Below are 14641 nucleotides of genomic sequence, written 5' to 3' on the forward strand. Positions count from 1 at the left end.
AGAATTCAAAGTAGCGCATTTGTAGCTAAATGTAATAGCACCATATAAAATGAAAAAAGATTTTTACGAAATATTAGGGATATCTAAGAGTGCTTCGGATGCTGAAATCAAAAAAGCGTACCGAAAAAAAGCATTAGAGTTCCATCCTGACAAAAACCCTGACAATCCTGCAGCCGAAGAGCAATTCAAATTGGCTGCCGAAGCCTATGAAGTGTTAAGCGATCCGCAAAAGAAAGCCAAGTATGATCAGTATGGTCATCAAGCTTTTGATGGAGCTGGCGGATTCGGTGGTGGTCACGGCGGTATGAATATGGATGATATTTTTAGTCAATTCGGAGATATTTTCGGAGGTGGCTTTGGTGGTTTCGGAGGCGGAGGCGGAGGTCCTCGTCGTGCCAAAGGAAGCAATATGCGAATTAAAGTCAAATTGACATTAGAAGAAATTGCCAATGGTGTTGAGAAAAAAGTAAAAGTTAAGCGTAAGGTGCAAGCACCTGGCGTTTCCTATAAAACCTGTTCTACTTGTAATGGTCAAGGTCAAGTGATGCGTGTGACCAATACTATTTTGGGACGTATGCAATCGGCGTCTACTTGTCCGTCTTGTGGAGGTTCAGGACAAATCTTGGATAAAAAACCAAACAATGCCGATGCGCAAGGAATGATTTTAGAAGACGAAACAGTTTCGATCAAAATTCCAGCAGGTGTAGTTGACGGTATGCAATTGAAAGTTTCTGGAAAAGGAAATGATGCTCCTGGGAATAGTATTCCTGGCGATTTGATTGTAGCGATTGAAGAGTTAGAGCACGAGTTCTTGAAACGTGAAGGAGAGAACTTACACTACGATTTGTACATCAGTTTTGCTGAAGCGGTTTTGGGTATTTCTAAAGATATTGAAGCGGTGAATGGAAAAGTGCGTATCAAATTAGAAGAAGGTATTCAATCTGGGAAAATATTGCGTTTGAAAGGAAAAGGAATTCCAAGTATCAATGGTTACGGAAGTGGCGATTTATTAGTTCACGTGAATGTTTGGACGCCAAAAACATTGAACAAAGAACAAAAACAATTCTTTGAAAATGCGTTGAACGACGATAATTTCACGCCGCATCCTGAAAAATCAGACAAATCATTCTTTGAGAAAGTTAAAGATATGTTTTCTTAATTTTTTTAATCTTATTTTATATTTATCCCTATGTTTTTGTAGCATAGGGATTTTTTTTGCTGTTTTGTTTTTGAAAATTGTAGTACCGCAAATTCGCAAATTTTAGAATATTGAGTAAGGCGAAAGACCTACAAGGTTTTGGAAACCTTGCAGGTTGGGAATTTCAAAAAAAAGAGTTTTGTTGCAGTCTTTCCTGCAAGGTCTTTTTTTGACCTTGTAGGTGTTCAAATTTTAAATGTATTTATGGTTGGGATAATTTGCGAATTTGCGGTTCAAATTTGGTTGGCATTAAAAAGGTAATTGAAATAGCAAAACGTACTTTTTAGCCCCGATTACTATGATATATACAAACTAAAAATTTATTTATTTTTTAGTTTAAAAAAAAGACATAACAAGCCTTCGAATAAGAATTACACGAAGGTTTGTTGTGCCTTTCATAAGTTATTTTTATTCGTAAACATCATAAATTTATCAAGATAGGTTTCTTTTCAAATAAACCTGTCTGCTCTTAGCCTAATCAAGGCAAAACTGTAAAAAATGAACNTTCAATAAAACTGACAAAGTCCTAATCGGGGCATAAGTAGCTAACTTTGATCGAAGAGAAGGTTCACTTTGTCAGTTTGGTTGTTGATTAAAAGTAATTTAAATTTATTTAGCAAATCTAAAGGATTATAGTGGAAATCCTTTGATGCCGGGGTTCGGCAGCAAAGATTGTAGCGGAAAGCGGGACGACTCGTGATTGAAATATCGATTCGTGCTGCTCCTGAAAAATAGGAAACGACATCAAGTTTAGGGTTGAAGTTCGTCTAGTTTTATTGCTGTAAAAAGCAGCATTTTCTGTAACAATTGGGCATTGTTGACTACTAATTACCTATTTTTGCAATTCTAAAAATCAAGCTATGAGTAGTATTCTCGAGGTAAAAAATGTAGTGAAGCAATATGGCGATTATGTTGCCCTTAATTCCGTTTCGCTTACGATACCCAAAGGCAGTATTTATGGTTTATTAGGACCTAATGGTGCCGGAAAAACCTCTTTAATTCGTATCATCAATCAGATTACGTTGCCCGATAGTGGCGAAGTGCTTTTGGATGGCGAAAAATTACAACCCCATCACATTCAGCAAATCGGCTATCTTCCCGAAGAAAGAGGCTTGTACAAATCGATGAAAGTAGGCGAGCAGTGTTTGTATTTGGCGCAATTGAAAGGTCTTTCTAAAAAAGAGGCTAAAATTCAGTTGGACTATTGGTTTGAGAAATTAGACATCAAAGGCTGGTGGAACAAGAAAATCGAGGAGTTGTCCAAAGGAATGGCGCAAAAGATTCAGTTTGTGGTGTGTGTGTTGCACCAACCCAAATTGTTGATTTTTGATGAGCCTTTTTCAGGTTTTGACCCTGTGAATGCGAATATTATCAAAGATGAGATTTTAGGATTAAAAGAAAAAGGTACGACCATCATTTTCTCTACCCATAGAATGGAAAGTGTAGAGGAATTGTGTGACCATATCGCTTTGATTCATAAATCGAATAAACTCATTGAGGGCAAATTGGAAGAAGTAAAGCGCCAATACCGCTCCAATAGTTTTGAAGTGGGGATTTTGACAGATAATGTAGAAGGCTTAATGTATGATTTGACGCAGAAGTTTACCGTAGGTCCAGCCAATTTCAAGTCATTGAATCAAGAATTGAAATTAGAAATTCAGCTAGGTACTGGGACACCCAACGAATTGTTGCAAGTCCTTACGCAACGTGGTCAAGTGACGCATTTTGTGGAAAAAATTCCAAGTGTGAACGATATCTTTATTAAAACTGTAACCGAGTAAATTCTATAAAAATAATGAGCAAATTATCCCTTATCATAAAAAGAGAATTTATAGCCAAGGTGCGCAACAAATCGTTTATCGTAATGACTTTTTTGAGTCCGTTATTGTTTGTTGGAATTGCTGTTTTTGTTAGCTATTTGGCGTCTATGAAAGCCGATACCAAGCAAATTGCGGTTCACGACGAAACGGGTTTGTTTGTTGCCGATTTTATGGCTAAAAATAAAAAAGATAGCGAATACCAGTATTTGGATTTGTCGGTTTTGGACGTTAAAGCCCTCAAAGATAGCATCACGCAAGAGCGTTTTGAAGGCGTGTTGCAAATTCCTAAAACGGCATCTATTGCCGATTTGGACAAGAAGATTCAATTCATATCCAATGATAGTCCAAGTATCACTTTTATTGAGGAAGTTCAGGACATTTTGGATAAAAAAATTACCCAACTTAATTTTCAATCCGCAAAATTGGATACGGTGGCGATACATAAAGCACAGTCCAATATCAACATCAGTTTGAGTAAAGCCTCGGGTGAGGAAAGTTTGAAAGGATTGAATGAAATTAAAATTGCCATTGGTGGTGCCTTTGGGTATTTGATTATGATGTTTATTGTGATTTATGGCAATATGGTGATGCGAAGCGTAATCGAAGAAAAAACTAATCGTATCATCGAAATCATTATTTCCTCGGTAAAACCTTTTCAGTTGATGATGGGTAAAATCATTGGAACTTCATTGGCGGGTATTCTTCAGTTTTTAATTTGGGCGATTATAGGTTTGGGATTGTTTTTGGGTGCTTCCTTGTTTTTCGGTGTTAATTTAGGACCTACTTCTAAAGTTCCACCCGAAGTAATGCAAGCAGCACAACACGAAATAGCTAGTACTGCGCAATTGTATATAGCCGAATTATGGAATCTTCCGATTGGGACTTTGCTGACTTGTTTTGTGATTTATTTCATTGGAGGCTACTTTTTGTACAGTTCCTTTTATGCTGCAATTGGTGCCGCTGTTGACAACGAAACCGATTCGCAACAGTTTTTGTTACCGATTATTATGCCTTTGATTTTGGGCGTTTACATCGGGTTTTTTACCGTAATCAATGACCCTCACGGCACGGTAGCTACCATTTTCTCGATTGTGCCTTTGACATCGCCAATCGTGATGCTAATGCGCATTCCTTTTGGCGTACCTTTGTGGCAAATTTTGCTTTCGATGGTACTTTTATTCGGAACGTTTTTATTGGTAGTTTGGTTTGCTTCCAAAATTTATCGCGTAGGTATTTTGATGTACGGCAAAAAACCAAGTTGGAAAGAATTGTATAAGTGGTTGAAGTATTAAATTCCAAAAAGTAAATCCCAAAATCCAACTATTGGAATTTGGAATTTTTAAAATTTGAAAATTGTTAAGAATGAGTAAAATATTAATTATAGAAGACGAAGCAGCGATTCGTAGAGTTTTGGTCAAAATTCTTTCAGAAGAAAATGATGCCTATCAAGTAGACGAAGCTGAAGACGGCGCTGTAGGTTTAGAGAAAATAAAAAATACCGATTATGATTTGGTGCTTTGCGATATCAAAATGCCAAAATTAGACGGGGTGGAAGTATTAGAAGCTGTCAAAAAAATCAAACCTGAGATTCCAATGGTGATGATTTCAGGCCACGGTGATATGGAAACGGCCATCAATACGATGCGTTTGGGAGCTTTTGATTATATCTCGAAACCGCCCGATTTGAATCGATTGTTGAATACCGTTCGCAATGCCTTGGACCGCAAAAAATTAGTAGTTGAGAATAAAATTCTAAAGAAGAAAGTCAGCAAAAACTACGAAATGATTGGCGAGAGCGAAGCCATTAATCATATCAAAATGATGATTGATAAAGTGGCTCCTACCGAAGCTAGAGTATTAATTACAGGGCCTAACGGAACTGGAAAAGAATTGGTGGCGCATCAATTGCACGAGAAAAGCGAACGCGCTAGTTTTCCTTTAATCGAAGTGAATTGTGCTGCTATTCCATCGGAATTGATAGAAAGTGAGTTGTTTGGACACGTCAAAGGCGCCTTCACCTCGGCTGTAAAAGACCGAGCAGGAAAGTTTGAAGCAGCAGATAAAGGCACTATTTTCTTGGATGAAATTGGCGATATGAGTCTTTCGGCTCAAGCCAAAGTATTGCGTGCGTTGCAAGAAAGTATGATTACGAGAGTGGGAGCAGACAAAGACATTAAAGTGGATGTTCGTGTGGTAGCTGCAACTAACAAAGATTTGAAACAAGAGATTGCTGAAGGTCGTTTTAGAGAAGATTTGTACCACCGTTTGGCGGTTATTTTGATTAAAGTTCCTGCTTTGAATGAACGTCGCACCGATATTCCGATGTTGGTTACACATTTTGCAGAGAAAATTGCTTCAGAACAAGGCAATGCTGTGAAAAAATTCTCTGAAGCTGCCATTAGCTTACTGCAAGAATACGATTGGACAGGAAATATTCGAGAGTTACGCAATGTAGTGGAACGCTTAATAATTCTGGGAGGAAGTGAAATATCTGAAACGGATGTGAAGTTATTTGCATCAAAATAAATGTAAAGATTGAAAAATGTAATGATTATTAAATGCAATAAATCTTTTAATTTTTCAAGATTTCAAATTTTCAATAAGGACAAATGAAACTAAAAAAAATAAACGAGAATCTTCAAAAGGCATTGATAGAAAATGGTTTAGTAGAAGCCAATGCTATGCAACAGGAGACTTTTTCTACGCTTAAAAGCGGAGCAGATTGTTTGATTATTGCACCAAAAGCAAGCGGAAAAACAACGACTATTGTAATCAATGTAATTCAGCGTTTGGCGGGTTCCAATGAAGAATCTCCAAGAGCACTTATCGTAGTAGAAGACAAAGCTAAGGTATTAGCAATGGAGGAGCTTTTTGATAAATACAATCAGTATACCAAGTTAGAGGTATACGGTGTACACGATAAAGGCGATATGGATTATGACAAAAACTATATATCAACAGGTATTGATGTTCTGATTGGGACACCTAACCGTTTGAGTGAAATGTTCTCTTCTGCAGGTTACAATGTGAATCGTTTAAAAATGTTCATCATTGATGACACTGACCCTATATTGAAATTGCGTCACGAAACCAAAATTATGCGTATTTCAAATAGTATCACCAAAACGCAACGCATCGTTTTTACTGAGCAATTAACAGATAGAGTTGATATTTTGATTGAAAAAATGTTAATCGAGCCTTTTGAATTTGATTTCGATGAAGAAGATGAAGAGGACGATGAAGAAGAAATTTAGAGAGTAGATTTTTGAAGTTAGATTTTGAAAAGATAATAAACATTAAAATCGTTGTGCTTCTTTGCGTAATTCCTTGCGGACTTTGCGGTTAAGTGCAACAACAAACATAAAACAGTATGGGATTAATGAAAGTGTTTTCAGGCAGTGAAATTTTAGCACTAGCCTTACAAGAAAAATTAGAAACAGCGGGAATCGATACCGTAAAAAAAGACAATATTCAATCGGCTCGTTTGGGTGGATTTGGTGGTTCCGATTTGGCCATTGAAATTTTTATTCAAGAAACAGATTTTGCGAAGGCGAATCCAGTTATCGAGGATTTTAGAATGAGTATTTAAATTGTTTCCATAAGTTATGAAATACAAAATGCTAGTTTTAGATATGGATGACACGCTGTTGACAGACAATCATACCATTTCTAAAGAGAATCGAGCCATGATTGCTATGGCACAAGCAAAGGGGGTCGAAGTGGTTTTGGCATCAGGAAGGCCTACACCAGCGATGACACATTATGCAAAAGACTTACAAAATAGTTATATGATTTCGTTCAATGGTGCTGTAGTTAGTGATTTAAAAAACGATACGGTAATTTTTGAGCAATCGTTGACGAAAGAGCAAATTCATGAGCTACATGATTATAGTTTGAAAATGAAAACGCATATCATTACGTATGTTAATGATACGATTGTAAGCGAAACCCACTCTGAATTTATTGAGGTTGAACGAAGCATAACGGGTATGCCACATGAATTGGTTCCTGATTTTAAGGCTGCCGTTACTTCCAATGCAGTAAAATGTATTTTACTTGAAGACCCTTCTTATTTGAAAACGGTAGAAAGCGATTTGAAACAAGCAATGCCAGATTTAAGCGTTTCTATGTCGAAACCTTTCTTTTTGGAAGTCGCACCTAATGGCATAGACAAAGCCGCAAGTATTGCATTTTTGGCCAAAAAATTAGACATTGACCAAAGCGAAATTATTGCAGTAGGCAATGCAGGAAACGATTTGACAATGATTCAATATGCAGGATTAGGTGTTTGGGTAGACAATGTAACTCCCGAATTGAGAGGTTTTGGAGATGTTATTGTAGCTTCGAATAATAATCACGGCGTAGCTGAGGTTATCGAACGATATATATTGAGTTAAAACTTTTTAACCGAAAAAAAACGGGAAAGTAGCAGTGTTACTTTCCCGTTTTTATTTTTATAGCTAGTGATTATATTTTGGCTACTGATACAAAATATTTGTTTCCGTCACCCATTGTTAATTTTACGCGTTCATCACAAAGGTCAATAGCGTGGGTCTTGCTTTCATAACAATTGCAAGAGGTGTTTTTGTCTTTTGCCATTGGGGTTTCACATTTTACATTTTTAAAGGCAGTAAGTTGTGGGTTGTATAAGGTAACCAAATCCGTAGAAGCAGTAACCAAAGTAATGATACTTGCACTGTTATCGTTGGTAATTCTATACACAATTCTGTCGGTATAGTTTACGCCGTCAATCATCACTTTTCGGATGTAAGTGTAAGCAATGGAACTAGTTTCGGCTTCTTTTACTTCGAATTTAAATCCTAAAGCTCGAATTTCTAAATCAAATTTTTGTTGTGAGTTGTAATTGGCCCAATTGGTTAGGGTGGCAACTGTTGGAAAAGTGTTTGTTTTGCTAGTAGTATTTTGGCCGTAGCTGCTCAAAATAGCCAATAGCATGAAGTAGATTGTGGGGAAAAATGCTTTCATGTTGGTTGTACTTATTTTTTTGCCTACTCTAGTTGGTTTTCGGCTTACCCATTTTATTAATTTATTGACTGTAAATGCATTAGGTTTTTGTGTTTACTGCAATGCAATATAGAATTTAAATTATCATCTGCAAAATTTGAGGTAGGAAATATAGTATTCTGTATAGATTTGCGGCTTCTGAATCTATGGTTAAAGGTAAAGTGTTGATATGTAATAGGTAATCGAGTTTCTTACAACAAAAAAATACATCAAATGGCAATAATTCTAAAGTATTGCTTTCGATATCCTGATTTTTGTTCGTAAATTTGCACCCTCAATTTTTTGACAACGATTTCATTAATTGAGCTATCTTATGGAAAATAAAAAACGAGTTGCCTTCTATACGCTGGGTTGTAAACTGAACTTTTCAGAAACGTCAACCATAGCTAGAAATCTTCAAGAAGAAGGCTTTGAAAGAGTGGATTTTGAAGAAGTAGCCGATATGTATGTTATTAATACGTGTTCTGTTACAGAAAATGCAGACAAACAATTCAAGCAAGTCGTGCGCAAAGCGATGAAGCTAAACGACAAAGCCTTTGTAGCCGCTGTGGGTTGTTATGCACAATTAAAGCCAGAAGAACTTGCCGATGTTGACGGTGTAGATTTGGTTCTGGGTGCCACCGAAAAATTCAAATTAGCAGATTACATTAACGATTTATCCAAAAACGATTTTGGCCAAGTGCATTCTTGCGAAATCGCCGAAGCCGATTTTTATGTAGGCAGTTATTCTATTGGCGATAGAACAAGAGCCTTTTTGAAAGTACAAGACGGTTGCGATTACAAATGTACCTATTGTACGATTCCATTAGCGAGAGGAATTTCTAGAAGTGATGCTTTAGAAAATGTATTGCAAAATGCTGCTGAAATTTCAAAACAGGGAATCAAAGAAATTGTGCTTACCGGAGTCAATATTGGCGATTACGGAAAAGGAGAGTTCGGGAATAAAAAACACGAACATACCTTCCTTGATTTGGTAAAAGCGCTTGACGAAGTGGAGGGTATTGAACGCCTTCGAATTTCCTCTATCGAGCCCAATTTATTGAAAAACGAAACCATTGATTTTGTTTCCAAAAGCCGAACATTTGTGCCACATTTTCATATTCCTTTGCAATCTGGAAGTAATGAGATTTTGGGTAAAATGAAACGTCGTTACCAACGCGAAGTGTATACCGATAGAGTTGCCAATATTCGTAGAGTAATGCCACACGCTTGTATTGGTGTGGATGTTATCGTTGGATTTCCGGGTGAAACCGATGAGCATTTCCTAGAAACCTATCATTTCTTGAATGATTTGGATATTTCTTATTTACACGTTTTTACCTATTCAGAGCGCGATAATACTGAGGCGGCTGTGATGGACGGCGTGGTTCCTAATAATGTTCGCGCCAAACGAAGCAAAATGTTACGTGGTTTATCGGTGAAGAAACGTCGTGCTTTTTATGAAAGTCAATTGGGTACCCAAAGAACAGTTTTGTTTGAGGACGAAAATAAAGAAGGATACATTCACGGATTTACCGAAAATTATGTAAAAGTGAAAACCCCTTGGGACCCAGCATTAGTGAATACGTTACACGAGGTACAATTGACCCGAATTGACGAAGACGGAAGTGTTCGTATGGAGTTTTTGAATGTAGAAGTGTAATCCTAAAACACTTCTTTATAATAGCATTAAGCGAGTAAGATTGAATTCTTACTCGCTTTTTTATTTTATTTCTAACTGCTATTAGAAACTAAAAGCAACTTTTAATTTGCAGCCTCTACCAAGCGGATGAATTCGGCTTTGTATCCTTCAGAGTCGTTTGACAAACCTTGTTTTGCCAAAGCAATAATGTCCTTTGAAGATGAATTCCCAATCAGTTTTGAATCTCTCAATTTTAAACCGAACCAAGCAACGGCATTACTGAATTTAAAATCATCGCTGGCGTTTTGTAACAAGATACTTTTGTTTTCAATGGTTTGAACCATTTCGATGCTTTGGTCACCATCGGTTTTTTTGTAACGGAATTTTATGGTCGCTAACTCGTTAGTGTATTTATTTTCTGTTGGAGTAGTGGTGGTGTATTTTAGTTCATCTGCTTCTGTATAAAATTTACTTTTGCTGCCCGCTGGTATAATTTCATACAAAGCCGTTACCGAATGATTACTACCTAATTCTCCAGCATCAATGGCATCATTTTTAAAATCTTCAGGTCTTAGTTTTCGGTTTTCATACCCAATCAATCGGTAGGCTTTCACTTGGTTGGGATTGAATTCAATTTGAATTTTTACATCTTTAGCAATTGCAAACATCGAGCCTTTAAATTCTTTACCCAAAAAACGATTCGCTTCTTGAATGGTATCAATGTAGGCATAATTGCCATTACCTTTGTTAGCTAATATTTCCATTTTACTGTCTTTGTAATTCCCCATTCCGTAGCCTAAACAAGTTAAGAATACACCAGATTTTCTTTTTTCTTCGATGAGGTTTTCCATATCAGCATTAGAAGAACTTCCCACATTAAAATCTCCATCAGTGGCCAAAATCACTCTGTTGTTGCCTCCTTTGATGAAGTTTTCTGCCGCAATTTTATAAGCAAGTGTAATGCCTTCACCACCTGCGGTACTTCCTCCTGCGTTGAGTTTTTCTAATGCAGTATTTATAGTTTCTTTTTCATCTCCAGAGGTTGGAGGTAATACTAAACCAGCAGCTCCAGCATATACTACAATCGATACTTTGTCTTTGGCTCTCAACTCATTTACCAAAATTTTCATAGATTGTTTTAGTAAGGGTAACTTATTCGCAGCACTCATAGACCCTGAAACATCAATTAAGAAAACCAAATTGGAGGCTGGCAAATCAAGGGTTGGAATGTTTTTTCCTTGCAATCCAATTTTCAAAATTTTGGTATCGCTATTCCACGGACTGTGACTCAATTCGGTTTGAATAGCAAACGGATGTTGGTCATTAGGTTGTGCGTAATTGTATTTGAAAAAATTAACCATTTCCTCTACACGAACCGCATCTTTAGGTACTTTTTGTCCGTTGTTAATCATACGTCTTACATTGGTATAAGAGGCATTATCAACATCAATAGAAAAAGTGGAAAGCGGTGCTGTTTTTGGACTTTCAAATGCATTTTCTACAAAACTTTCGTAATCTTCATCATTGATTGGTTCTGGTTGATAAGGATGGAGTTGGTTTAATTTTTTGTTTACTTCTTTCTCACTTAAGTTTTTATAAATTTCATTTTTTGAGGTGATAATCAAAACACCATTTGCAGCTTTTGCTCCGTATAGAGAAGTGGCAGCACTGTCTTTGAGTACTTTTATATCCTGAATATCGTTCGGGTTGATTTTAGCTAGAGCATTCGATTTTACAGGCACACCATCGATGATATACAGCGGTTCATTTTTAGAAGAACTACTGTTCGTGCCTCTAATGACGATGCTTTGCGGAGCGTTGGCAATAGCGTTAGTGTTAGACGAAATGGTCAATCCTGCGACACGACCTTCGAGCTTTTGAACTGAAGCGGCGGTCGAGGCTTTCTTTTTTTCATAGAAAGTATTGTCCGATTCATAATCGGCGTTACTCCCGTAGCCTACTACGACTACTTCACTTAAGAGCATTTGTTCTGCCACTAATTTTACATTAATGATGTTTTGTTCTCCCACTTTTTTAGTTTGCGGTTTATAACCAATGTAACTAAACACCAATTGGTCTCCTTTTTGCGCTTGAATGGTATACTTGCCATCAAAATTTGTACTGGCATTCGCTTTTGAGTTTTTGTTGACAACCGTCACTCCAGGAAGCGGGGCAGAGGCGTCAGAAACGGTTCCAGTAATCGTTTTTTCTTGTGCTTTTGTTACGAAACATATAAGCATAGCAAGGCCTAATGAAATAAGTTTTACGTTTTTCATAATCGTGTTTTTTTAAGATTAGTGTTAGGGGATTCCTATTTTTGGACTGCGGGTTTTCCTGTTTTTGTAGTGATAATTACGATACCTTTTTTGCCTTTTTCGCCATATTTTGAAACGGCATCAGTGTCTTTGAGAATGACAATGGTCTTAATGTCTTGATGATTGAGAGGCGCATAAGGACTCTTAGGCTGTGGACCAAACAAATCATCTTCCGAAAAGTAGTTACCATCAATGATATAAAGTGGATTGTCTAAAACTATCACCGACTCTAAGTTCTCGGGTTTAAAATTAGAAAGTTCTTCTTGCATAATGCGTTCTCTTTTTGAGGCATTACTGTCTGAAAGTGCAGTGTTGTCTATCACGACCAATGGACTACTTTTTTTAGCACGCTCTTGACTTTTTTCAGCAAAAGCCATTTTGTAACTGGCTTTTTCTTTGGCTACTGAAGCTTGAGCCGCCAATTTTTGTTCTATTGCATTCGATTCAGCATCCTTTTCATCCGCTACTTCCGAACTTGCAATTGCTGTAGCAATTTCAGGAATACTAATAGCATTTGTCGCACTACTCATTATCGTGTCATTGGATTGCGTGTTATGAACCGCAACTTCTTGCCCAATACTATTGTTGATGATTGCTTCCGCTTCAGCTTTTGGAATGATTATAGGAGTACTGCTGTTTGTATTTTTGTTAGTTTCAATCGCCGATGGATTGTTTTTTGTGGTTGTAGTAACCACCGCTGGAGCTTCTTGAATACTTTTCGGGCTAGACGAATTCAAAAACTGAAAGCCAATCGAAAGCACCAATAAAAGCGATGCAGCTACGGCGATTTTTTGCCACAAAGCGATAGTTTTTTTAGCTTCTTTTTTATCTAGTTTCTCTTCTAAGCGCGACCATACTTTTTCCATTGCAGGAAAATCTTGGTTTTCAGCATTTCGCTCAGCTTCTTTTATTTGTTCGAATAATTTATCTTGATAGTCCATAACTATTTTGCTTTTTGATAATAGAGGTTGTTCACCAGTTCCTTTAGTTTACTTTTGGCGGCATTCAATTGTGATTTTGAGGTGCCCTCAGAGATTTGCAACAAACTCGCAATCTCCTTATGTCCATAGCCTTCTATCACAAAAAGAGTGAAAATAGTTTTGCAACCCTCTGGAATATGATTCAAAAGTTTCAATAAATCGGCTTCTTCAAGCGCTGTGATTTCTTCAGTAAATGGTTGCGAAAGCAATTTCACATCATCCAAGTACATATTAAAATTGGTACTTTTTTTAATTGCTGCTAAACAGTGATTCACCGTTATTTTTCGGCACCAAGCCTCAAAAGCCAGCACCTCTTTCAACTGGTCTATTTTGGTGAAAATAGTATAAAAAGCGTCGGCCAAAACTTCTTCAATATCTTCCTCCTTTTTAAGATAGCGCTTGCAAGTGCGATACAGCTTGGGCGCCATATAGTCATACACCTCGCGCTGAGCATCACGGTGCATTTTTTTGCAGTTAGAGAGTAGGGTTTCGTTTATCACAATTGATGTCTTTATTACTAAAGAGCGTTTAAAAATCAAAAAGGTTGGGAAGCGTATCAAAAAAATATTCTTTTTTTGCTACAATCATCAGGAATTCTAGTTTTAAAAATGAATGAAGGAGCGCCAACACTGGGCTTTCTGGTTAGCAGGATTCCCGCTGTACGTTATATCTTTTTTATAACTGTCAGGTCCAAAAACCTGCCAGCTATAAAAAAGGATGCCACTTCCATCGGGGCTATGAGCCAGCATAGTGTTTTTTTGGAAGCAATTTAATTTGCTACTTAAAGGGTACTCTTGTCAAGTACCAATTTATAAATATTCGTTTCTAATACCTCCGAGTCTTTGTCTTCGCATAACAAAAACGCTAAGGTTTTCTCCGAATTTTGATAGAGGGAAAGACCTTCAAATTTATGGGTATCGCTTATTTTTTGAGTAAATTCTAGTTTCATTGTTGCTACATCTATTACACCAATCAAGCTGCCTTTTACTTCTCCATCATTATACGTAGACTGTGTATCTTCGGCAGTAGCCAAAAAATAAATTTTAGTATCCACCAAAACGGCATCGGTAAAACTGCTACGTACACCATTAATTTTAGGCAACTTATACTCGTTGCTAATCATATTGAATTCATTGATTAGATTTTTACCATAAATCGTAAAAATCACATTTTTGCCCTTTTTTCCGTTCCCCCGATTAAAAAGCATCCATTCTTTTCCAGTATAAATAGCTCCTTCCAGATTAAAATCATCGGCTTTGATTTGACCAAAGCTTTGCATCACGCCATACAAATCCGTCAAATCGTTGGTTTTAATCTCTTTTTCGGTTGTATTGATTTCTACCATTTTGTTGCGTTTAGGAGTAGAACCAGAACCAAAAACATACAATTTGTCTTCAAAACTCGTTATGGCTTCAAAATCGGGTTTGTCTTTTTTAGCAATATTTACGCTGGCGTTTTCAATAATAGCGTGTTGCTGCAAGTCTTTGGCTTCCATATTGTATTCGTACAGATACCCGCTGTTGTCACCAATAACATATAAGGAAGGCGATTTATAAATAAGACCAGAAGCAGAACCAATTCCTATGATTTGAAATAAAAGCTCAAGTGTGAATTTTTCCATTGCATTATAATATTTGTATCCAACATTCCATTAAAGTTTGGAATCCAGATGAATTAAAAAG

13 protein-coding genes are annotated in these 14641 nt (G+C 36.9%); 8 read left to right on the forward strand and 5 right to left on the reverse strand.

Features of this window, described 5'->3' with window-relative positions; translation table 11 throughout:
- The first annotated feature begins 49 nt into the window (after positions 1 to 49).
- The 7 genes from dnaJ (at position 50) to FLAVO9AF_RS01250 (ending at position 7415) form a co-directional block, all read left to right on the forward strand.
- Positions 50 to 1159, forward strand: a complete 1110-nt coding sequence (gene dnaJ, locus FLAVO9AF_RS01220; RefSeq protein ID WP_159682858.1) for a molecular chaperone DnaJ — start codon at positions 50 to 52, stop codon at positions 1157 to 1159.
- Positions 1160 to 2058: 899 nt separating this feature from the next.
- Positions 2059 to 2979 (forward strand): ABC transporter ATP-binding protein, encoded by a 921-nt coding sequence (locus tag FLAVO9AF_RS01225; RefSeq protein ID WP_159682864.1) that lies wholly within the window; start codon positions 2059 to 2061, stop codon positions 2977 to 2979.
- Positions 2980 to 2993: 14 nt separating this feature from the next.
- The gene (locus tag FLAVO9AF_RS01230; protein ID WP_159682869.1) at positions 2994 to 4310 is read left to right on the forward strand and encodes an ABC transporter permease; all 1317 of its coding nucleotides are present in this window, start codon (positions 2994 to 2996) and stop codon (positions 4308 to 4310) included.
- A gap of 70 nt (positions 4311 to 4380) precedes the next feature.
- Entirely contained in the window at positions 4381 to 5544 is a 1164-nt protein-coding gene (locus FLAVO9AF_RS01235) for a sigma-54 dependent transcriptional regulator (RefSeq protein WP_159682872.1), read from the forward strand.
- A gap of 83 nt (positions 5545 to 5627) precedes the next feature.
- Positions 5628 to 6272 (forward strand): DEAD/DEAH box helicase, encoded by a 645-nt coding sequence (locus FLAVO9AF_RS01240; RefSeq protein WP_159682875.1) that lies wholly within the window; start codon positions 5628 to 5630, stop codon positions 6270 to 6272.
- Between the two features lie 116 nt (positions 6273 to 6388).
- A complete protein-coding gene (locus FLAVO9AF_RS01245) occupies positions 6389 to 6607 on the forward strand; it encodes a putative signal transducing protein (protein ID WP_159682878.1) in 219 nt (72 codons plus the stop codon).
- A 16-nt stretch (positions 6608 to 6623) separates the two neighbouring features.
- Positions 6624 to 7415: a Cof-type HAD-IIB family hydrolase gene (locus tag FLAVO9AF_RS01250; RefSeq protein ID WP_159682881.1), complete on the forward strand. Its 792-nt coding sequence runs from the start codon at positions 6624 to 6626 to the stop codon at positions 7413 to 7415.
- Between the two features lie 70 nt (positions 7416 to 7485).
- On the opposite strand, the gene FLAVO9AF_RS01255 is transcribed toward FLAVO9AF_RS01250, so the two are convergent.
- Positions 7486 to 8004, reverse strand: coding sequence for a hypothetical protein (locus tag FLAVO9AF_RS01255; protein WP_159682884.1), 519 nt, complete (start codon positions 8002 to 8004; stop codon positions 7486 to 7488).
- 352 nt (positions 8005 to 8356) lie between these two features.
- Here FLAVO9AF_RS01255 and mtaB point away from each other — a divergent pair, with 352 nt between their 5' ends.
- Positions 8357 to 9685, forward strand: coding sequence for a tRNA (N(6)-L-threonylcarbamoyladenosine(37)-C(2))-methylthiotransferase MtaB (gene mtaB, locus FLAVO9AF_RS01260; protein WP_159682887.1), 1329 nt, complete (start codon positions 8357 to 8359; stop codon positions 9683 to 9685).
- Between the two features lie 101 nt (positions 9686 to 9786).
- Here mtaB and FLAVO9AF_RS01265 read toward each other — a convergent pair whose 3' ends face one another.
- The 4 genes from FLAVO9AF_RS01265 to FLAVO9AF_RS01280 form a co-directional block, all read right to left on the reverse strand.
- Positions 9787 to 11940, reverse strand: coding sequence for a VWA domain-containing protein (locus FLAVO9AF_RS01265; protein ID WP_159682890.1), 2154 nt, complete (start codon positions 11938 to 11940; stop codon positions 9787 to 9789).
- Between the two features lie 35 nt (positions 11941 to 11975).
- Complete coding sequence (locus FLAVO9AF_RS01270; protein WP_159682897.1) at positions 11976 to 12920, reverse strand: hypothetical protein; 945 nt, start codon at positions 12918 to 12920, stop codon at positions 11976 to 11978.
- A gap of 2 nt (positions 12921 to 12922) precedes the next feature.
- Positions 12923 to 13423 carry an RNA polymerase sigma factor gene (locus tag FLAVO9AF_RS01275; protein ID WP_159690802.1) on the reverse strand — a complete coding sequence of 167 codons (501 nt, stop codon included), beginning with the start codon at positions 13421 to 13423 and terminating at the stop codon, positions 12923 to 12925.
- 317 nt (positions 13424 to 13740) lie between these two features.
- On the reverse strand, positions 13741 to 14580 hold the full coding sequence (locus FLAVO9AF_RS01280) for a hypothetical protein (RefSeq protein WP_159682905.1): 840 nt from the start codon (positions 14578 to 14580) through the stop codon (positions 13741 to 13743).
- Positions 14581 to 14641: the final 61 nt, after the last annotated feature.

Origin of the sequence: Flavobacterium sp. 9R (genome assembly GCF_902506345.1) — a bacterium.
GTDB lineage: Bacteria > Bacteroidota > Bacteroidia > Flavobacteriales > Flavobacteriaceae > Flavobacterium.